Source organism: Mesorhizobium sp. B3-1-7, from assembly GCF_006439385.1.
Lineage (GTDB): Bacteria > Pseudomonadota > Alphaproteobacteria > Rhizobiales > Rhizobiaceae > Mesorhizobium.
Map to the genome: position 1 here is coordinate 92485 of NZ_VFTL01000022.1, position 20549 is coordinate 113033.

Consider the following 20549-nt stretch of genomic DNA (forward strand, 5'->3'; position numbering starts at 1 on the left):
AGCGTTATCGCTTGGCCTCGCAGAAATGCGGAGAAAAACAAAACCTCATGCGCAAGATCCTGTCGACGCATCCGCTGCATCCTCGCGCCACGGCCATGCTGGCGGGCGCCGGGCGGCTGGCCGTCGCTTCCGCGCTCGATCCCAAAACTCTGACCGCCGAAGCGAGCGACGCCGACATCGTCATCGTGCGCGCGCCGCTGCCGCCGGAGCTGTTTGCGGGTGCTTCGAACCTGCGCGCCGCGATCCGCCACGGCGCCGGGCTGGACATGATCCCCGTCGAGGCCGCGACCGCCGCCGGCGTGCTGGTGGCGAATGTGCCCGCCGTCAATGCCCGCTCGGTCGCCGAGCATGTGATGTTCGTGGCCCTTGCGCTGCTGCGGCGCTTCCGAACGATGGACCGCGACCTGCGCGCCAAGGGCTGGCTTGCTGGGCGCGAACATGCCAATTCGACCAGCGAGCTTGCCGGCAAGACCATCGGCATCGTCGGCCTCGGCGCGGTCGGCCAGGCCGTCGGCCATATCGCCGCGCATGGCTTCGACCTCAATGTCGTGGCGACCACACGAAGCCTGCGTCCGGCGCCCGAACGTGTCGGCTTCCTGTCGATCGACGCGCTGGTCGAGCAGAGCGATATCATCGTGCTCTGCTGCCCGCTGACGGAGGAGACGCGCGGCCTGATCAGCCGCGAGCGCATCGCCCGCATGAAGCCCAACGCGCTGCTGATCAATGTCTCGCGCGGCCCGGTAGTCGACGACGAGGCGCTGATCGAAGCGTTGCGAGCGGGCCGCATCGGCGGCGCCGCGCTGGACGTTTTTTCCACGCAGCCGCTGCCGCCCAACCATTCTTATTTCGGCTTCGACAATGTCATTGTCACCCCGCATATGGCCGGCATCACCGAGGAATCGATGATGCGCATGGGGGTCGGCGCCGCCGGCGAGGCGTTGCTGGTGCTCGCCGGCAAATTGCCGGTCAATCTGCGCAATCCGGACGTCGTCGAGCACTACCGGCGGCGCTTTGCAGCCGACGGTTAGTTCCCGGCGACCATCGCGACGATGCAGCCAGAGATGACAGCGGGACAGCGAATTCCCGGGCGCCGAATTTGCGTCGGTTCGCCGCGCCCTATCAACGGCCAAGCAAAGTCTCGACCGCGGCGGCAATGCGCAGCAGATGACTGTCGTGCCCGTGCTTGCCCACCAACATCAAACCAGCCGGCAGCTTCATGCCGGGCATGGGCAGCGAGATCGCGCAGAGGTCAAACTGGTTGGCGACCTGCGTGTTGCGCAGGAGCAGCCCTTCCGTCTTGTCGCGCAGAGCTTCGTCGCCGGCCATGGCGGAGATGGACGGCGCGACCATCGGCACGGTCGGCAATGCCAGAACATCGACCGTCTCCAGCCGTTCCGCCATTACCGCCACAAGCTCGGCGCGCCGGCGGATCGTCCGGATGTAGGCCGAGGCAGGGACAGCCAGCGCGCGCGCCAATGGCCCGGTGACATGCGGATCGACCGGCACAGAGGCGCCGCCCGCCAGCCAATCGGCATGCACCTCCGCGCCTTCCATGGACGCGATCGTCCCGCGCCTGGTTGCTGCGCGCATCTCGGCGATAAGATCGTCGATGGACAAATCGGCGGCGCGGGCGCCGGCTCGTCCGATCCTGTCGATGCAGGCCTCGAAAGCTTCGGCGACCTCCGCTTGCATCTCGCCGAACAAGACGCCGCGCGGGATGCCGATGCGCAGGCCGGCGAGTGGGACCGGCCGAAGCGCCGTTGGCTCTTGTCCCGCCATGATCGCATCGGTGATCGCGCAATCGGCGACGTTGCCGGCAAGCGGGCCGATCGAATCCAGCGTCATCGACAGCGGAAAGGCGCCGGTCAATGGCACGCGCCCCGCCGTCGGTTTGAAGCCGACAACGCCATTGAGCGAGGCCGGGATGCGCACCGAGCCGCCGGTGTCCGAACCGATCGAGATGTCGCTCGTGCCCTCGCCTACCGCAACGCCCGCCCCCGATGACGACCCGCCCGGGATCAGGCTTGCATCGGCGGCATTGCCCGGCGTGCCGTAACGCGGATTGTCGCCGATCGCGGTGAAGGCGAACTCGGTCATGTTGGTCTTGCCGAGGATGACGGCTCCCGCCTGGCGCAGCCTCCGCACGATCGCCGCATCTCGCGCAGCGGCTGACGCCTCGGCATGGATCAGCGACCCGGCCGTCGTCGGCTCTCCTGCGACATCGAACAGGTCCTTGATCGAGACGATGCGCCCGTCGAGCGGTCCGAGGCTCACACCGGCCTTGCGGCGGGCATGGGCCGCATCGGCGGCTGCACGCGCCGCCTCGGCGTAGAGCTTCGTATAGACCTTCTCGTCGGCCGCGCGATTGGCAAGACGTGACAGGATGATTTCAAGACGGTCGCGGATGGATTGCATTTTCGATGTCGGGCCCTGCAAAGTTGCAACGTCTTTTAGGCACGGCCTGATGTTGGGCCAGCCAAGAGATAACCCGGCAAGCGTGCCTTTGCACCCTGCCAGCGATGGGAAGATGCTGATGCTGTACAAAGGCAGCTGCCACTGCGGCAAGGTGGCGTTCGAGGTCGAGGGCGAGCTTGGCATGGCCGTGCGCTGCAATTGCTCGATCTGCCGGCGCAAGGGCGCGCTGTTGTGGGCCGTGCCGCATGAGAAGCTCAATCTGGTCGCCTGGGGCGACGACCTCGGCCGCTACACATTCGGCAAGGGCGCGATCGCGCACCGCTTCTGCCGCACCTGCGGCATCCATCCGTTTGCCGAGGATGTCAGCGAGAGCAACGAACGATCCGCCTATGTCAACATCAACTGCCTGGAAGACGTCGGCCTGGCGACCATCGAAGTGTTCGAGTTCGACGGTCGCTCGGCTTGAAGCTGGAAATTATCGGCCCGGCGCTCGTGAGAGCCGCCGGGCCGATGCCTGAGAAGGCAAGCAGTCTTAGCTACTCGGCAGCCTGCTTCGGTCCCATCAGGAAGGCCACCAGCGCCGCGAGCAAGGTCGCCACGCCGCTATAGGCGAAGGCTGTGGCGACACCGGCATGATCGACCAGAAGACCGCCGACGACGGCGCCAAGCGCGATCGCCACCTGGAAGGTCGCGACCATCAGACCGCCGCCGCTCTCGGCCTGGTCAGGCGCGGCGCGCACCAGCCAGGTCTGCAGGCCGACCGGAACGGCGCCGAAGGCAAAGCCCCAGGCGGTGACCGCGACCGCCGCCGTTATCGGCGAGGCGCCGAGCACGAGCAGCGCCGCCGCCGACAAGGCGATCAGCAGCGGCGCCAGGCCGACCGCCATCTTCAGGTTGCGCTCGGCCAGGAAGGCGCCGGCGAAATTGCCGAAGAAGCCGCCGATGCCATAGGCGAGCAGCACCAGCGAGATGGTTTCGATCGGCATCGCCGGCACCGTCTCCAGGAACGGCCGCACATAGGTGAAGCCGGCAAACTGCCCGGACGCGACCAGGAGAACGACCAGCAGCGCGATGCGGATCATCGGCCGCTTCAGCACCTCGGCCAGCGTGCGGAAGCTCGCGACCGCCGTCGGCGGCAGGCTTGGCAGGGTGGCGAGTTGCACCAGCAGCGCCAGCCCGCCGACGACCGCCGCGATCATGAAGGCGGTGCGCCAGCCCCAGATATCGCCGACATAGGCGCCGACCGGAGCCGCCGTGACCGTGGCGACCGAGACGCCGGTCAGGATGATCGACATGGCGCGCGGCATCAGCCGCATCGGCACAAGCCGAAGCGCCATGGCCGCCGACATCGACCAGAAACCGCCAAGCGCAACGCCCAGCACGACGCGGGCAAGAAGCAGCATGGCGAGCGAGGACGCGAAGGCGGCGACGAGGTTGGAGACGATCAAAAGGGCGGAGAGGATCCACATGACCAGCCGGCGGTCGAGCCGCTTGGTGACGATCGCCATGGTCGGCGCCGCGATCGCGCCGACGACGGCCGTCGCCGTCACCGCCTGGCCGGCGGCGCCTTCGCTGACGCCGAGGTCCTGCGCCAGCCGCGTCAACAGGCTGGCGGGCAGGAATTCGGCGGTCACCAGGCCGAAAACGCCGAGCGCCAACGAGACCACCGCCGCCCAGGCCGGTTCGGTTCGTTCGTCCGGCTCGCTCGCGTCGAGAATAGTGGCGTCGACGGCGCCCGTTGCGGGTTCGGTCATGGCAAAATCTCCGATCTGTTTGCGGCGCCACGCAAGAGATGACCAGATCGGACTCCGCCCGTTACATGCCGGCGGGCGGCTCTGTCAGTTCGATTTGGTTGCGGCGCAACATTTGGCTGCAGCGCAACATAGGGAGTGACTGGCTGGAGTTTCCATGCTAGAAACGCCGAAATGAATTACAATTCGTCCAAAACCATTCTGCAGGCTTCCGGCGACCCGCTGACCGACATGTTGCGCGGCCTGCGCCTTGACGGCGTCGATTACGGCCGCTGCGTGCTTGGCGAACCGTGGGCCGTTTCCTTCCCCGCGCAGAAGGCGGCGCGCTTCCATTTCATCGGCCAGCGAGGCTGCTGGCTGTTCTCGCCGGCCAAGGAATGGATAAAGCTCTCGGTGGGCGACGCGCTGCTGATCCCGCGCGGCGACGAGCATGTGCTGGCGAGCGCGCCCGGCGTGCCGCCGGTGCCGATCGGCCGCTACACGATCGAGCCGGTGTGCGAGAACATCTACGACGTCTCGAACGGCTGCGACGGCTGCAAGACCTTGCTGTTTTGCGGCAGCATGCATTTCAACCTCGACGGCTCGCATCCGCTGCTGGAGATGATGCCCGACCTGATGCAGGCGCATAAGCTGATGGCCAACGCGCCCGGCATCCAGCATCTGCTCGACGCGATGGCGGGCGAGGTGACGATGGACCGCGTCGGCTCGGGCGGCATCCTCGCCCGCCTGGCCGACGTGCTCGCGGCCACCATCATCCGCTCCTGGGTGGAGAATGGCTGCGGCGACGCCACCGGATGGATCGCCGCCGTGCGCAACCCGGATGTCGGCAAGGTGCTCGCCGCCATCCACCTGCAGCCGGAGCGCGACTGGACGGTCGAGGCGCTGGCCAGGATGATGGGCGCCTCACGCTCCGCCTTTGCGCAGCGCTTCGCCACCGTGGTCGGCGAGACGCCGGCCAAATATGTGCTGCGCGTGCGCATGCACCAGGCGCGGCAATGGCTCACCCGCGACGGCATGCGGGTTTCGGTGGCGGCGTCGAGGCTGGGCTACGATTCGGAAGCCTCCTTCAGCCGCGCCTTCAAGCGGGTGATGGGCGTGGCGCCAAGTCATTTCCGTCACACCGGCGCCGACGAACAATCCTGATCGCAAGCAGCCGGTTGCCAGGCTGGAGGAATTGCCAAGTCTTTTGGACACCGCGTCATTCCCCGCCGGCCGAGGCGGCATAAGCTGGCTGGCGGAGGAAACCACCATGCCCAATCATCTTGCATCGCTTGCGCTTGCGGCACTTGCCATCCTGCCAAGCCCGGCTTTCGCGCTATCTGCCGAAATAGCGCAAGCCTCGGTTGGCGAAATCCGGCGGCCTCGTCAGCCGGCGTGCCGCAGGCTGACGCCGCTGCCCTTGTCGAACAGCACCACCTTGTCCGGGTTCCAGGCAAAGCGCACCGGCTGTTCGATCGCGACATCGGTCCTGGCCGGCACGGTTGCCCGCAGCATCGTTTCGCCGATCCTGAGCGTCAGGATCTTCTCCACACCGTGGTTCTCGACGTCGTGGACGTGCGCCTCGACCGGCGCGCCGCTCTCCAGGTAGACGTCCTCCGGACGGATGCCGAAGACGAGTGGCCGACCGTCGGTCGCGCCACTCGTCCTGCCCCCGCCAAAAGTCTTGGCCCCAACTGTCAGCGGCAGCTCGAAATTCATCGGCGCCATCACGGCGCGGTCGTTGACCAGTCTGCCGTCGATGAGGTTCATCGGCGGCGAACCGACGAAGCTCGCGACATAGGTGTCGCGCGGATTGTTGTAGATCTCATGCGGCGTGCCCGTCTGGACGATGCGGCCATGGTTGAGCACGCCGACCTTGTCGCCCATCGACATGGCTTCGATCTGGTCATGCGTGACGAACAGGAATGTGGCGCCGAGCTGCATCTGCAGGTTCTTCAATTCCGTGCGCAGCGCCTCGCGCAGCTTGGCGTCGAGCGCCGACAGCGGCTCGTCCATCAGGAACACGCGCGGCTTGCGCACGATCGCCCGGCCGATCGAGACGCGCTGCATCTCGCCGCCGGAAAGCCGGTCCGTCTTGCGGTCGAGAAGATGCTCGATCCTGAGCGTGCGGGCCGCGCGCGCCACGCGGTCCTTGATCTCGGCATCCGGCAGCCGGCGGATCTTCGGCTTTAGCGGAAATTCGAGGTTCTGCCGCACGGTGTAGCGCGGATAGAGCGAATATTGCTGCAGCACCAGCGCCACGTCGCGTTCGGCAGCGCCCCAGTCGGCGACGTCGACGCCGTCGATGAAGACCTGGCCCTCGGTCGGCTTCTCAAGGCCCGCGACCATCCTCAGCGTCGTCGTCTTGCCGGCGCCCGTCTCGCCGAGCAGCACGAAGAATTCGCCGTCGGCGATGTCGAGATCGAGATTGGACAGAGCCGTGTGGGTGCCGAACGTCTTGGAGATGTTCTTCAGCTGGATATGGGCCATTACAATCTCACTCCGAGCGACTTGCCGCTCGCGGCGTCGAAGAAATGCGCCTGCGAAGGATCGATCCGCGCATAGACCTTTTCGCCCGCACCGCCGATGAAGCCGCTCTTGGTGCGGGCGCGCAGCATCTTGGAGCCGACCTTGAGATCGACGATATCGAAGGATCCCAGCGGCTCGACGATCTGCGTTTCGACTGGCAGGAAGCCGTCCGTCGCCTCGCGGCGCACCAGCACGCCTTCCGGCCGGATGCCGAGCGTCAGTTGGCCGCCGGCATGGCCGTTGAGCTTGGAAAGCAGCGCGCGCGGAAACTCGAAGCCGGTGGCCGCGCCGCCGACGGAGACGGAAGCTGCCGACGCATTCTCGGCGACCGTCGCCTCAGCCACGTTCATCACCGGGCTGCCGACGAACTGCGCGACGAACAGATTGGCCGGATGCGAATAGACCTCGTCCGGCGTGCCGACCTGCTGCAGCACGCCCTCATGCATGATGACGATGCGGTCGGCGAGGCTCATCGCCTCGATCTGGTCGTGCGTGACATAGATGCTGGTCGAGCCTTGCTTGATATGCAGCCGCTTGATCTCGGCGCGCATTTCCTCGCGCAGCTTGGCATCGAGCGCGCCGATCGGCTCGTCCATCAGCATCGCCTTCGGGCGCCGCACCAGTGCCCGGCCGATGGCCACGCGCTGCATGTCGCCGCCCGACAGCGCCGAGGGCTTCTTGTTGAGAAGATCGCTGATCTGGAGCGTCTTGGCCACCGAGCGCACCTCGGTGTCGATCTCGCTCCTGCTCTTGCGCGTCGCGCGCAGCGGAAAGGCGATGTTCTCGTAGACGTTCATATGCGGATAGAGCGAGAACGATTGGAACACCATGGCGATGTCGCGGTCGGCAGCCTTGAGGTGCTGCACCGGCTTGCCGTCGATCAATATGTCGCCCTGGTCGATTGTCTCCAGCCCGGCGATGGCGCGCAGCGTCGTCGTCTTGCCGCAGCCCGACTGTCCGAGCAGCACGATGAACTCGTTGTCGTTGATCTTGAGGTTCAGGTCCTTGATGACCTGGACGGCGCCGAAGAATTTTTGGACGCCGCGAAGCTCGATCTGGGTCAATGCTGTGCCCCCGCGTTGCGCGCCTGCTGGTCGGCTCCGTGTCCGGTGCCGGCCTGCTCCTCGCGCGGGATCTTGGAGGTGACGTTGAAGCCTATAAGGCCGATCAGGATGATCGTCACGCCGTAAGTGTGGAGCGGCATGTTCCAGGGCTGGCACAGCGCGACGATGCCCAGCACCATCAGGATCTGCGATCCAGGCTCCAGATACTTCTCGTTGATCGCGCGAAAGCTCATTTGCGGATCGCTCCGAAGGACATGCCGCGCAACAGATGGTTGCGGAGCAGGAAGGTGAAGATCGCGACCGGCAGCAGGAACAGGAACGTGCCGGCGGCGATCACCGTCCAGTCGGGCAGGCCGGAGCCGACCTGGCTCGGGATGAAGGGCGGCGCGGTCTGCGCGCGGCGGTTGGTCATGATCAGCGCGAAGGCATACTCGTTCCACGCCGTGATGAAGCAGAACACGGCGGTTGCGGCGATGCCGGTGGCGGCCTCCGGCAGCACGATCTTGAAGAAGGCTTCCATGCGCGTGTAGCCGTCGACGAGCGCTGCCTCCTCATATTCCTTCGGGATCTCGTCGATGAACCCCTTCATCAGCCAGACCGAGAAGGACAGGTTGAAGGCGGTGTAGAGGATGATCAGCCCGAGATGGGAATCGTTCAGCCCCACGGCCCGGTACATCAGGAACATCGGGATCGCGACCACCACCGGCGGCAGCATGCGCGTCGACAAGATGAAGAAGAGCAGGTCCGCCTCTCCCTTCACCTTGAAGCGCGAGAAGCCGTAGGCTGTGAACGTGCCCATGCCGACTGCGAGCACGGTCGAGGTGATCGCCACGATCAGCGAGTTCAGGAAGCGGCTCGGATAGCCCGACCACTGCACCTCACCCTTGCCGTCGCGCACGATCTTTTCGCCGCCGTCGAAGACGACGCGCTCCCACCATGGGGCGGCCGCATATTCTTCCGGCGTCGGCGGATTGCGCATCTGGGACCGCTTGGTGAACAGCTTCACGAACGGCGATATCTCCGGCTGGAAGATGACCGTCGGCGGGATGGTGGTGGCGAGGGCGCGCGGCTTGAATGCCGTCGAGGCGATCCAGTAGATTGGCGCCAGGAAAATGATCGTCACCAGCAGAACGATGACGATGGCGATGCGGTTGAAGGTGATTTCTGAAGAAGTGCGGACGGCGGCCATCTGTCAGCGCTCCTTCACTTTGTTGAGGTATTTGACGTAGATGTTGGTGATCGCCAGCACCATGATCAGCACGATGTAGGCCATGGCGCAGGAGCGCCCCGTCTGCCATTCCTGGAAAGCCATCTTGTAGAGCCGGATCGAGATAAGTTCGGCCGTCGGCTGGCTGGTCAGGATGTAGGCGAGATCGAAGGTCTTGAACGCTTCCATGGTGCGGAAAATGACCGCGATCATCAGGATCGGCGCGACCAGCGGCAGAGTGATGCGGAAGAAGGTGTAGAACGGGCCGGCGCGGTCGATCGCCGCGGCCTCGTAGAGATGTTTCGGCACCGCCGAGAGGCCGGCCAGCGACAGCAGCATGACGAAGGGCGACCACATCCAGATATCGGTCAAGGCGACTGCATAGAGCGCCATCTTCGGATCTGCCAGCCACTCGAAATTGCCGAGCCCGAGCGCATAGTTGATGACGCCCCATGAAGGGTCGTAAAGCAGTTTCCAGAACAGGCCGACGACGGCCATCGACAGCATCATCGGCAGTAACAGCAGCGTAGTGATAAGGCCCTTGAGCGGAATATCCCGGTTGAGCAGCATCGCCACGCCAAAGCCGACAAGCAGTTGTCCGACGACCGAGACAATCACGTATTTCGCGGTGATGGCGAAGTTCGACCAGACATAGGGGTCGTTGAGCAGATCGCGATAGTTCTGCAGCCCGACGAAATTAGCCGGCGCGTTGGTCGACGCGCGGAAATCGGTGAAGGAATAGCCGAGCGAATAGATCAACGGAAAGATGTTGAAGACGATCAGGAACAGGATCGTCGGGATGATGAAGAGATTGCGGATCGAAATGTCGCTGAGGCCGCGCGCTGCGGCCCGCGAGGACCTGTCCAGCGTAGTGATCATCGTGCTCGCCAAAACCCTGCTCCGGATTCTCAAAAAAGCAAACGGAGGAGGCATGAGAAGCCTCCTCCGTGAGGCATGTCGGTTACTTCACGCGGCCGTATTTCTTGAAGGTCGCGTTCCAGTCGGCGGCAAGCGCGTCCAGCGTTTCCTTGGCCGTGCCCGAGCCGCCGATCATGTAGGGATAGACGCGCTGGTTGAGCTGCTGCAGCAGTTCGGCATATTCCGGCACGGCCCAGAAGTCCTTCACCTTGAACATGGTCTCGTAGAAGGCCTTGTTGTACGGCGTTGCACTCTGGAATTCCGGCGATTTCAGCACCGCGGCGCTGCAGGTATAGCCGCCGAGAGCCGCCCATTTCTTTTGGGTGTCGTCCTTGATGAACCATTCCAGGAACTTCATCGCCTCGTCCTGCTTCTGCGAATAGGAGACGATGGAGATGCCCTGGCCGCCGAGAGCCGCGAACTGGTCGCCATTCGGTCCCGGAGGATTGGCGAAGAAACCGGTGTTTTTGGCGTTCGGGTTTGACGACTCGTTGATCAGCGAGGGGAAGAAGGCGAAGTAGTTCATGCTCATCGCCGCGAGGTTCTCGGTGATCGCCTGGTTGTCCTCGACGAAGAACGACTTGGCCCAGCCCGGAGGCGTGAACTTGTAGAGTTCCTTGTAGGCATCCAGTGCCGCGACGGCCTTGTCGGAGTTGACGATACCGTCGACCTTGTACGTAGAGTAGTCGCCGAGCTCGCCGCCGTAGGAGAACAGGGCGTTCTCGAAGCCCATCGCCATCGCGTCATAGGAATTGTCGGTGTAGATGGCGATGCCGTATTTCTTCTGGTCCGGCCGGTAGAAGAATTCAGCGATGTCGCGCAGCGCCTTGAAATCCTTCGGCACGTCGAGGTCGTAGCCATACTTGGCCTTGAAGGCTTCCTTTTCCTTCGGGTCCTCGAACCAGTCCTTGCGGTAGGACCAGCCGACGGCGTCGCCCTCGAGCGGGATTGCCCAGTACTTGCCGCTGTTGCCGGGATATTCAGCGTAGTATTTGACCGTCGCCGGCGCCATGACTTCTTTGAGGTTGTACTTGTTGAAGAAGTCGGTCAGGTCGACATAGTGGCCGCCGGTCGAGCCCGCGCCGAGCCACTGCGAGTCGCCCACCACGAGGTCATAGGCGTCGCCATGGGCGTTGAACTCGGTGAATGCCTTGGTCTGGAAGTCGGACCACGGCGTGGTTTCGACCGTGATCTTGACGCCGGTTTCCTTCTCATACTCGTTGCCGAGTTCCTGCAGGTAGTTGGCCGGATCCCATTCCGCCCAGAAGATGGTGAGCGACTTTTCCTGCGCGTGCACGGATGTCCCGCAGGCAAGCGCCAGGCCGACACCAGCAAGCACGCTGGTCACTAACTTGCGCATAGTTTTCCTCCCTTGTGCGCATTCTACCGTCTCATGCGGGCTGGCAGCGAAAGCCTGCCCTGGTAGTTCCTCCTGTGATGGCGCCTGTCCGGTTCCAGGCCTCGTCGCCCTGCCGGAAATGGATCGCAGCCTTCACTTTTTGATCCGCTTTATCTGTCTTGATCTGGTATTACCAATTCCGGCTTGGCGTCAAGCGCTTTCTTGAGCGGCCAGCAGTAGCCGAAAAAGCGAAACATTACGATATCCGCCTGTTTTCCTTTGCTTTTCCTACTCCTTGATATGCAGAGCCCTTGCGATAGGCTGCCCATCACAATTAACATTCCAAACTGTCCCCTTAATCTGGTCGAACCAGATTTAGGCCGTTGTTGCCTTGGACATCGCCGATTTCGCCTCCGATTCCGCCATCGCGGCACGCACCAGCGCGCCCGCCGCCCATTGCGCGACCGACATCATCTCGGCGCTGTCCAGCCCCCATATATCCTTCAACACCGTGATCACCTCGACGCCGAACACCAGCGACAGCGCCTGGGCAAGGCGCTTGAGCTGGCGCGGCTTCAAGCGCCCCTTGAGCGGCGCGATCGCATCCTTCAGCAAGTCGACGCGATGGCCGCGCTTCAAGGCCGGTTCCGATCCGAGCGTGCCCGCCTCGCGCCGCGCCCATTGATCGAGGGACAGTTTCAGCGCCGCCTTGAAGGTCGCCTCGAAGGCTTCGATGCGCGGCATCGCGGTGGCGAAGAGATCCGCCACGCGCCGCTCGGCATCGTCGGACGCCGACTTCCAGGTCAGGATCGGGCCGAGCCCTTCGTCGACCACGGCCTGCACCAGCGCCGCCTGGCTCGGGAAATAGCGGTAGGCGGTCGCGCGCGACACCTCCGCCGCCTCCGCGACCTCGCTGACCGACGGGGTCATGCCGGACTGCATCAGCCTCGTCGCCGTCTCCAGCATCAGTCGCCTTGTGCGGGCGCGCGGCCCCTTCTCGACGGCCGGCGCCTGGGCGGCATCATCGTTGGCGGCGGCTTGTTGACGTGAGACATCCATATCAATACGATACGCGCGTCTCAAAAATTTGCAATGGCGCAACGCCAGGCGATAATGGGGTCCCCACCAGCGACGAGGCTTTTGCCGAGGAGCTTAAGGGTGGGGCAAAAGAAGGCGGACGGCGATGCCCGGACATGCCGGATGACGGGGAACCACCGATGGGGCGCATCTATGTGGTCGGCACCGCCGACACCAAGGGTGAGGAACTCGCCTTCCTGGCCGATGCCGTCGCCAAGGCCGGCGGCGCGGTCATGCGTGTCGATATCGGCACGCGCGGCGCAACTGTCCCGGTCGACATCCCCGCAAGCGAGGTCGCCGCGCATCATGCCAAGGGAGCCGATGCGGTTCTCGGCCTCGATGACCGCGGCGCCGCCGTCGCCGGCATGGGCGCCGCCTTCGTCAATTTCATCCGGTCGCGCAACGACATCACCGGCATCATCGGCATCGGCGGCGGCGGCGGCACGTCGATCGTCACCGCCGGCATGCGCGCGCTGCCGCTCGGCCTGCCGAAGCTCATGGTTTCGACGCTGGCCTCCGGCGATACCGCGCCTTACGTCGACGTCTCCGACATCGTCATGATGCCGTCGGTGACCGACATGGCGGGACTGAACAGGCTCTCCCGCACGGTGCTGCACAATGCCGCCCAGGCTATCGCCGGCATGGCCGCGAAGCCCGCCCCGGCCGCCGCCGGCAAGCCGGCGCTGGGGCTCACCATGTTCGGCGTCACCACGCCCTGCGTGACCGCGATCGTCGACCGATTGCGCGCCGACTATGACTGCATGGTCTTCCACGCCACCGGCACCGGCGGCCGCTCGATGGAGAAGCTCGCCGACAGCGGTCTGCTGGCCGGCGTCCTCGACATCACCACGACCGAAGTCTGCGACTTCCTGTTCGGCGGCGTGCTGCCCGCGACCGAGGATCGCTTCGGCGCGATTGCCCGCGCGAAGCTGCCCTATGTCGGCTCGGTCGGCGCCCTCGACATGGTGAATTTCTGGGCGCCGGCCACGATCCCCGATCGTTATCGCGGACGCTTGTTTTACGAGCACAACCCCAACGTCACCCTGATGCGCACCACGGCCGAGGAATGCCGCAGGATCGGTGAATGGATCGGCGGCCGCCTCGCCCGGTGCGAAGGCCCGGTCCGTTTCCTGATCCCGGAAAAGGGCGTGTCGGCGCTGGATACAGAAGGCGGCGCCTTCTTCGATCCGGACGCCGACGCGGCACTGTTCGACGCCATCGAGCGCACGATCCGGCCGACCACGGGCCGCACCGTGACGCGCCTGCCGCTGCACATCAATGACCCCGCATTCGCCAAGGCCGCCGCCGAGGCGTTCCTCGACATCGCCCAAAACTGAGAGACGACAAGCATGGCCGCCATTCCCCGCAAAACGATCCTGGAAAAATTCCGCAACATGATCGCCGACGGCGTGCCGATCGTCGGAGGCGGCGCCGGCACCGGCCTGTCGGCCAAGGCCGAGGAAGCCGGCGGCATCGACCTTATCATCATCTACAATTCCGGTCGCTACCGCATGGCCGGGCGCGGCTCGGCCGCCGGCCTGCTTGCCTATGGTAACGCCAACGAGATCGTCAAGGAGATGGCCTATGAAGTGCTGCCGGTGGTGAAGAAGACGCCGGTGCTGGCCGGAGTCAACGGCACCGACCCCTTCGTCATCATGCCGCTGCTTTTGGTCGAACTGAAGACGATGGGTTTTTCCGGCGTGCAGAATTTTCCGACCGTAGGCCTGTTCGACGGCACCATGCGCCAAAGCTTCGAGGAGACCGGCATGGGCTTCGGCCTCGAGGTCGACATGATCGCCGAGGCGCACAAGCTCGATCTCCTGACCACGCCCTACGTTTTCAATCCGGACGAAGCGCGCGCCATGACGCGGGCCGGCGCCGACATCGTCGTCGCCCATATGGGCGTCACGACCGGCGGCTCGATCGGCGCCACCTCGGCGAAAACGCTCGACGCCTGCGTCAAGGAGATCGACGCCATCGCCGACGCCGCGCGCTCGGTGCGCAAGGACGTCATCCTGCTTTGCCATGGCGGGCCGATCTCGATGCCCGACGACGCGCGCTACATCCTCGAGCGCTGCGGGGGGCTGCACGGCTTCTATGGCGCAAGCTCGATGGAGCGGCTGCCCGCCGAGGCAGCAATCGCCAGGCAGACGGCGGACTTCAAGGCGGTCGCGCTGGGGCATCGGACCCAAAAGTGGAAGCCGGTTTTGGGGAAATCCGATGCCCCGACAAAAACGAAAAGGAAGGGATGAGGCAATGGCCGATAAGAGCAAGGTGTTCGTCTACCCGAAGGATGTCAGCGCCTTCGGCTTCGACTGGGGCAAGCTGTCGCTGACCGTGGCGCCGGAAGTGAACGGCGCCGCCCGCTTTTCCGGCGGCGTCGTCGACCTGCCGCCGGGCAAGGGTCACACCCGGCACAACCATCCAGGCGCCGAAGAAATCATCTTCGTCATCTCCGGCAATGGCGAGCAGATGGTCGAGGACGAGAACGGCAATCCGGTGGTAGCCAAAGTCGGCCCCGGCTGCACCATCTACGTGCCGGAAAGCCGCTTCCATTCGACACTCAACACCGGCGACCAGCCGATGCAGCTCTTCGTCGTCTATTCGCCCGCGGGGCCCGAGCTGGCGCTGCGCGACCTGCCTGATTTCAGGCTGCTGCCGGCGGGGGAGTGACGAACTTTCCTTCTCCCCGTTCCACGGGGAGAAGGTGCCCGAAGGGCGGATGAGGGGCAGCGCCGATCTTTGGCTACGAAGCCCCGCCCCGGTTCCATCCGCGCCCGCGGTCGCCGAACATCACATAGCCGGCGTCGGTGACGGCGACCGTATCCTCCAGCTTGATGAAGCCGCGCGACGGATGGAGCATGGTGGTCTCGACCGACAGCACCATGTTCTTTTCAAGCGGCTTCGCCGCATAGGTGCCTTCATAAGCGACCGGATGATTGGTCATCAGGAACGGCGCCTCATGCGTGATCAGCCCCATGCCGTGGGCGAAGAAATCCGTGTAGGCCGCGACCTTGGAGGCCTTCAGCACGCTCTCCGCATGCGCGATCATCTCGCCGCCCAATATACCCGCCTTGACCTTGGAAAAGGCCGCCTGCTGCACCGCTTCGACTTCGGCCAGAAGATCCTCCAGCTCGGCATCCGGCTCGCCGAGCACGCCCATGCGGCACAGGTCGCCGATATAGCCGTGATAGTTGCCGCCGGAATCGATCGACATCACCTCACCCTTCTTCCACGCCTGGCTGGACGCGGCGCGGTTGTGGCTGGAGCCCAGCGTCAGCAGGCAATATTCGAAATGCGCGCCGCGATTGGTTTCCTCGCGCCTGAGCCGCTCGATGATGTCGGTCTTGCTCGTGCCTTCCCGCGCCCAGGCAATCGTTGCCAGCATGGAGTCGGTGATCAGCTCGGAGGCGATGCGCAGTTGCTCCAGCTCCGCCTCGGTCTTGATGGCGCGCATGCGTTCCAACATGTCGGTCGCATCGACCAGCTTGGCATCCGGCAACGCCTTGCGGATCAGCATATAGGCGTCGGAGGGCAGGAAACCCGGTTCGATGCCGATGCGGGCCGCCGACTTGCCGATCTGGCGCAGATGCTCCACCGCCAGATTGGCGGCATCGAGCGTGCCCCAGCAGGCCGCGTGCAAGGTCGGCGTCCAGAACGGATGGTTCTGGTGCTCGCCGCCTTCCATCTTGTTGCCGATATAGGCGGCATGTTCCGGCCCGCCCTTCTCGTAAAGGACGATCGGCAAATAGCGGCTGTGGCCGATCGCATCCATCGCCGCGAAGAAGATGAACTTGTAGCCGCCGAGCAGATATTGGGTGTTGTGCTTGGAGGTGGCAAAGAGCACGTCGATGCCGGCCTCGTCCATCAGCCGGTCCACACGCGCCTGGTCGAACGGAACGCTGCTGACCTCGGTTTTGCCCGGAGCGATGTTCATCTGCCTCTCCCTGTTTTTCATCGGCCGCAGGAGCGCCGAACGTCATGATTTATGGCTGTCGGCCAAATCTGCATCATTTTGACCACTCTGGTCCAGCCAGAATTGATCACTTTCGCGCTAAAGGCGGTTTCTGCCCGAATCCTGATCCTGCTTCTCTATAATGTGGTCCTACCAGATAGAGCATGAGAGCCTCTTTCGGCCGGCTGGTCCAGCGGACGGAAATTTCAAAGCCAAGCCATGATGCGCCAAATCCGTCTCTGGCGAAACCTTTGCCAAGGGCCATAATCACCGGATTGCCGCGCCTGCCACGGCGCGAAGAGGGGAGTTTGAGCGATGTCCGAATTGACGATTTCACGCCGCGGCCTGCTGGCCGGCTCGGCGCTGCTTCTGGCCTCGACCGCATTGCCGACGATCGGCTTCGCGCAGACGCCAAAGAAGGGCGGCCGGCTGATCCTCGCCGCCGATTCCGAGCCGCGCAACCTCAATCCCGCGATCGTCGCCTCCAACGGTGTCTTCTTCATCTCGAGCAAGATCGTCGAGACGCTGGCCGAAGCCTCCTTCGACGGCAAGGACGGGCTCGAACCGCGCTTGGCGCTTTCTTGGGAAGGTGCCGCCGACGGCCTGTCGGTGACCTTCAAGTTGCGCGATGGCGTCAAATGGCATGACGGCAAGCCGTTCACCTCCGCCGACGTCGCCTTCTCGGCGCTGCAGATCTGGAAGCCGCTGCAGAATCTCGGCCGCACGGTGTTCAAGGACCTGGAGGCGGTCGACACGCCGGACGATCTCACCGCGATCTTCAAATTCGCCAAGCCGACGCCGTTCCAGCTGATCCGCAACGCGCTGCCGGCGCTGTCGAGCGTCGTGCCGAAGCACCTTTATGAGGTGGGCAAGATCGAGGACAATCCGGCCAACAACGCGCCGATCGGCACCGGCCCGTTCAAGTTCGCCGAATACAAGGCCGGGCAATATTACCGTCTGGCCAGGAACGACGCCTATTGGGGCAAGGACGAACCCTATCTCGACGAGATCGTCTACCAGGTGCTCCCCGATCGCACTTCGGCCGCCGCTGCGCTCGAGGCGGAAGAAATCCAGCTCGCCGCCTTCTCCGCCGTGCCGCTCGCCGATCTCGACCGCATTTCCAAGGTGCCGGGTCTCAAGGTCATCACCAAGGGCTATGAGGGGCTGACTTACCAGCTCGTCGTCGAGATCAACCACCGCCGCAAGGAGCTGGCAGATCTGAAAGTGCGGCAGGCGATCGCGCATGCCATCGACAAGGATTTCGTCGTCAAGACGATCTTCCTCGGCTACGCCGCGACCGCGACCGGCCCGGTGCCGAAGAACGATCCGCAATTCTACACCGCCGACGTCCCGACCTACCCCTTCGACGTCGCCAAGGCCAATGCGCTGCTGGACGAAGCCGGTTACAAGCGCGCCGACGACGGCAAGCGCTTTGCGCTGAAGCTGCTGCCGGCGCCCTACTTCAACGAGACGAAGCAGTTCGGCGACTATCTGCGCCAGGCGCTCGCGGCAATCGGCATCGACGCCGAGATCGTCAACAACGACTCGGCGGCCCATATCAAGGCGGTCTATACCGACCATGCCTTCGACCTTGCCGTCGGTCCGCCGGTGTTCCGCGGCGACCCGGCGATTTCCACCACCATCCTGGTGCAGAGCGGCATCCCGGACGGCGTGCCCTTCTCCAACCAGGGCGGCTACAAGAATGCCGACCTCGACGCGCTGATCGCCAAGGCTTCGGAGACGCTCGATACGTCAGCCCGCACCGAGCTCTACAAGGAGTTCCAGAAGAAGGTGGCGGCCGATCTGCCGCTGATCAACGTCGCCGAATGGAGCTTCATCTCCGTCGCGCGCGATACGGTCGGCAACATCGCCAACAACCCGCGCTGGGCGGTTTCGAACTGGGCGGACACTTATTTGGAATCGTGACACACTCGCGCGGATGAGAATTCGCGAGAGAATGGGAACTTGGGCAAAGACCGAGTTCCCGCCAACCCCCCTCTGTCCTGCCGGACATCTCCCCCGCAAGGGGGGAGATCAGCAGCTTGTCCGTCCCGCCAGTTCTGCAAAGTTGGAGATTGGCGAGGCCGTCGATGACAGCCAATCTCCCCCCTTGCGGGGGAGATGTCCGGCAGGACAGAGGGGGGTGCCTGGGCTCGGCATTTCTTATAGCGAGCCTTTCTCCAAACCCTCGAGGCGCGCATGACCCGCGCCCTCCGCCTCCTCCGCCGCCGTCTCGTCGGCAGCGTCTTCGTGCTGCTCATCGTCGTCATCGGCAGCTTCCTGCTGCTCGAAGCCGCCCCCGGCGACGCGGTCGACGCCTATATCGTCTCGACCGGTGGCGATGCCGGCATGATCGAATTGCTGCGCCACCGCTGGGGCCTGGACCAGTCGGAACTGACGCGGCTAGCCAACTACCTCTGGGCGCTGCTGCATCTCGACCTTGGCCAGTCCGTCACCTTCTCGCGGCCGATCCGCGATGTCATCCTCGAACGCCTGCCGACCACGCTGGTCCTGATGGGCAGCGCCACCGCGCTTTCCTTCGGCCTGGGCTCGGCGCTTGGCATCTATGCCGGCGCCCGGCCCGGCAGCTTTCGCGACCGCTTCCTGTCGATCGGCTCGCTGGCGCTCTATGCCGTGCCCGGCTTCTGGCTCGGCCTTGTGCTCATCGTCGTCTTCGCCGTCGACCTGCGCTGGCTGCCGATCGGCGGCATCGAGACCATCGCCTCCGGCAAGACCGGGTTGGCGCGGGCCGCCGACATCGCCACCCATCTCGTGCTGCCGGTCTCGGCCCTCGGTTTCATCTATCTTGCGCTTTATCTGCGCATGATGCGCGCCGGCATGGCCGAGGCCTGGCGGCAGGATTTCGTGCTTGCCGCTCGTGCGCGAGGCTTGCCGCGCCACCGCATCGTGCTTGCCCACGTCGCCCGCAACGCGCTGCTGCCGCTCATCACCATGCTCGGCCTGCAATCGGCACAGATGCTCGGCGGCAGCGTCGTCATCGAAAGCGTCTTTGCCGTGCCGGGCCTCGGCCGCCTGGCGCAGGAAGCCGTCGCCGGGCGCGACACGCCGCTGCTGCTCGGCATCATCCTGGTCAGCGCTGTCCTCGTCATCGTCATCAATCTCCTGGTCGACCTCGCCTACGCTTTCCTCGATCCGCGCGTCGGCGCCGGCGAGGCCAGCGCATGAACCGCCTGCGTCGTTTCTTGCGCACGCCGGAAGCATTCGCCGGCGCAATCATCCTGGCCCTGCTCTTCGTGATGGCGTTGGCGGCGCCGCTGCTGTTTCCCGGCGACCCGCAGGCGATCGCCGGGCCGGCGCTGCTGCCGCCGTTCCAGGACTGGTCGCTGCCGCTCGGCACCGACCGGCTCGGTCGCGACGTGCTGGCCGAGCTGTTCCACGGCGCTCGCACGTCCTTGGTCGTCGGCTTGGCTGCCGCCGCCGCGGCGCTCCTGATCGGCGCGGTTGTGGGCACGCTGGCCGGCTTTGCCGGAGGGCTCGTCGACGAAGTGCTGATGCGCATCACCGACGCCTTCCAGACAGTGCCGAGCTTCCTGCTCGCGCTCGCCTTCGTCAGCATTGTCGGTCCCTCGCTCGGCGTCGTCGTCGCGGCGATCGCGCTCGGCGCCTGGACCGGACCGGCGCGGGTGGCACGCGCGGAAGTCCTGTCGATGCGCGAGCGCGACTATGTCGCCGGCGCCCGCGTCATCGGCATGCATTCGCTCGAAATCGCCTTTCGCGAGGTGCTGCCCAATGCCCTGCCGCCGGTGCTGGCGCTGTCCTCGGTGATCGTCGCGGCGGCGATCCTCACCGAGGCAGCGCTCTCCTTTCTCGGCCTCGGCGACCCCAACCGCGTCACCTGGGGCGGCATGATCGCCGAGGGACGTACGGTGCTGCGAACCGCGCCGTTTTTGTCGATCGTTCCCGGCGTGGCGCTCGTGCTGACGGTGCTCGGTGTCTACCTCGCCGGCGAAGGCGTGGTGGAAAGCGCCGCCGTGCGCAGGAGCCAGTCGTGACCGCGCTGCTTTCGATACGCGACCTGACGATATGCTACGGCCCCGATGGGGTGCCGGCGCTGAAGGGCGTGAGTCTGGATGTAGAAGCCGGAGAGCGCCTGGCGATCATCGGCGAAAGCGGGTCCGGCAAGAGCACGCTCGCGCTGGCGGTTGCGGGGTTGTTGACGAGGTCGGCCAAGATCGAAGGTTCGATTGAGTGGCAGAAACCTCGATCGTCCCGTTCCTTCGCGCCCCCCTCTGTCCTGCCGGACATCTCCCCCACAAGGGGGGAGATTGAACTGTCGCGTCTGCTTTCGCCAATG

The 20549-nt window shown here is 64.7% G+C and carries 20 protein-coding genes; 10 read left to right on the forward strand and 10 right to left on the reverse strand.

Annotated elements, in window-relative coordinates; translation table 11 throughout:
* The first annotated feature begins 47 nt into the window (after window positions 1-47).
* Complete coding sequence (locus FJ417_RS19260) at window positions 48-1028, forward strand: hydroxyacid dehydrogenase (RefSeq protein WP_140784567.1); 981 nt, start codon at window positions 48-50, stop codon at window positions 1026-1028.
* 91 nt (window positions 1029-1119) lie between these two features.
* On the opposite strand, the gene FJ417_RS19265 is transcribed toward FJ417_RS19260, so the two are convergent.
* Window positions 1120-2415 (reverse strand): amidase, encoded by a 1296-nt coding sequence (locus FJ417_RS19265; protein WP_140784568.1) that lies wholly within the window; start codon window positions 2413-2415, stop codon window positions 1120-1122.
* Window positions 2416-2533: 118 nt separating this feature from the next.
* Between FJ417_RS19265 and FJ417_RS19270 the strand changes: the two genes are divergently transcribed.
* Window positions 2534-2881 (forward strand): GFA family protein, encoded by a 348-nt coding sequence (locus tag FJ417_RS19270; protein WP_140784569.1) that lies wholly within the window; start codon window positions 2534-2536, stop codon window positions 2879-2881.
* 70 nt (window positions 2882-2951) lie between these two features.
* Here FJ417_RS19270 and FJ417_RS19275 read toward each other — a convergent pair whose 3' ends face one another.
* Entirely contained in the window at window positions 2952-4169 is a 1218-nt protein-coding gene (locus tag FJ417_RS19275; RefSeq protein WP_140784570.1) for an MFS transporter, read from the reverse strand.
* A 171-nt stretch (window positions 4170-4340) separates the two neighbouring features.
* On the opposite strand from FJ417_RS19275, the gene FJ417_RS19280 reads away from it, so the two are divergent.
* The gene (locus tag FJ417_RS19280) at window positions 4341-5309 is read left to right on the forward strand and encodes an AraC family transcriptional regulator (RefSeq protein WP_140644639.1); all 969 of its coding nucleotides are present in this window, start codon (window positions 4341-4343) and stop codon (window positions 5307-5309) included.
* Between the two features lie 222 nt (window positions 5310-5531).
* On the opposite strand, the gene FJ417_RS19285 is transcribed toward FJ417_RS19280, so the two are convergent.
* The 7 genes from FJ417_RS19285 to FJ417_RS19315 all read right to left on the reverse strand — a co-directional run bounded on the left by FJ417_RS19285 (window position 5532) and on the right by FJ417_RS19315 (window position 12261).
* A complete protein-coding gene (locus tag FJ417_RS19285) occupies window positions 5532-6635 on the reverse strand; it encodes an ABC transporter ATP-binding protein (protein ID WP_140784571.1) in 1104 nt (367 codons plus the stop codon).
* On the reverse strand, window positions 6635-7738 hold the full coding sequence (locus FJ417_RS19290) for an ABC transporter ATP-binding protein (RefSeq protein WP_140784572.1): 1104 nt from the start codon (window positions 7736-7738) through the stop codon (window positions 6635-6637). The genes FJ417_RS19285 and FJ417_RS19290 overlap by 1 nt, the downstream gene beginning before the upstream one ends.
* Window positions 7735-7971: a hypothetical protein gene (locus FJ417_RS19295; protein ID WP_140644642.1), complete on the reverse strand. Its 237-nt coding sequence runs from the start codon at window positions 7969-7971 to the stop codon at window positions 7735-7737. The genes FJ417_RS19290 and FJ417_RS19295 overlap by 4 nt, the downstream gene beginning before the upstream one ends.
* Window positions 7968-8927 carry a carbohydrate ABC transporter permease gene (locus FJ417_RS19300; protein ID WP_140644643.1) on the reverse strand — a complete coding sequence of 320 codons (960 nt, stop codon included), beginning with the start codon at window positions 8925-8927 and terminating at the stop codon, window positions 7968-7970. Before FJ417_RS19300 ends, FJ417_RS19295 begins: the two co-directional genes overlap by 4 nt.
* Before the next feature lie 3 nt (window positions 8928-8930).
* Complete coding sequence (locus FJ417_RS19305) at window positions 8931-9836, reverse strand: sugar ABC transporter permease (protein ID WP_140644644.1); 906 nt, start codon at window positions 9834-9836, stop codon at window positions 8931-8933.
* Between the two features lie 70 nt (window positions 9837-9906).
* Window positions 9907-11223 (reverse strand): ABC transporter substrate-binding protein, encoded by a 1317-nt coding sequence (locus tag FJ417_RS19310; protein ID WP_140644645.1) that lies wholly within the window; start codon window positions 11221-11223, stop codon window positions 9907-9909.
* Between the two features lie 354 nt (window positions 11224-11577).
* Window positions 11578-12261 (reverse strand): TetR/AcrR family transcriptional regulator, encoded by a 684-nt coding sequence (locus FJ417_RS19315; protein ID WP_140784573.1) that lies wholly within the window; start codon window positions 12259-12261, stop codon window positions 11578-11580.
* A 158-nt stretch (window positions 12262-12419) separates the two neighbouring features.
* Between FJ417_RS19315 and FJ417_RS19320 the strand changes: the two genes are divergently transcribed.
* From FJ417_RS19320 to FJ417_RS19330, 3 genes are read left to right on the forward strand one after another with little or no spacing between them, the layout of a single operon-like run.
* Window positions 12420-13616 (forward strand): Tm-1-like ATP-binding domain-containing protein, encoded by a 1197-nt coding sequence (locus FJ417_RS19320; protein WP_140784574.1) that lies wholly within the window; start codon window positions 12420-12422, stop codon window positions 13614-13616.
* Window positions 13617-13628: 12 nt separating this feature from the next.
* Window positions 13629-14531 (forward strand): phosphoenolpyruvate hydrolase family protein, encoded by a 903-nt coding sequence (locus FJ417_RS19325; RefSeq protein ID WP_246687493.1) that lies wholly within the window; start codon window positions 13629-13631, stop codon window positions 14529-14531.
* Between the two features lie 4 nt (window positions 14532-14535).
* Window positions 14536-14952 (forward strand): cupin domain-containing protein, encoded by a 417-nt coding sequence (locus tag FJ417_RS19330; protein WP_140644648.1) that lies wholly within the window; start codon window positions 14536-14538, stop codon window positions 14950-14952.
* A gap of 73 nt (window positions 14953-15025) precedes the next feature.
* Here the strand turns inward: FJ417_RS19330 and FJ417_RS19335 are convergent, their stop codons facing one another.
* Window positions 15026-16216 carry a Xaa-Pro peptidase family protein gene (locus FJ417_RS19335; protein WP_140784575.1) on the reverse strand — a complete coding sequence of 397 codons (1191 nt, stop codon included), beginning with the start codon at window positions 16214-16216 and terminating at the stop codon, window positions 15026-15028.
* Window positions 16217-16549: 333 nt separating this feature from the next.
* Here FJ417_RS19335 and FJ417_RS19340 point away from each other — a divergent pair, with 333 nt between their 5' ends.
* The 4 genes from FJ417_RS19340 to FJ417_RS19355 all read left to right on the forward strand — a co-directional run.
* Window positions 16550-18160, forward strand: coding sequence for an ABC transporter substrate-binding protein (locus FJ417_RS19340; RefSeq protein WP_140784576.1), 1611 nt, complete (start codon window positions 16550-16552; stop codon window positions 18158-18160).
* Window positions 18161-18433: 273 nt separating this feature from the next.
* Complete coding sequence (locus FJ417_RS19345; protein WP_140784577.1) at window positions 18434-19420, forward strand: ABC transporter permease; 987 nt, start codon at window positions 18434-18436, stop codon at window positions 19418-19420.
* Window positions 19417-20247, forward strand: coding sequence for an ABC transporter permease (locus FJ417_RS19350; RefSeq protein ID WP_140784578.1), 831 nt, complete (start codon window positions 19417-19419; stop codon window positions 20245-20247). Before FJ417_RS19345 ends, FJ417_RS19350 begins: the two co-directional genes overlap by 4 nt.
* On the forward strand, window positions 20244-20549 hold a 306-nt coding region (locus FJ417_RS19355), incomplete at its 3' end, for an ATP-binding cassette domain-containing protein (RefSeq protein WP_140784579.1). The genes FJ417_RS19350 and FJ417_RS19355, both read left to right, overlap by 4 nt.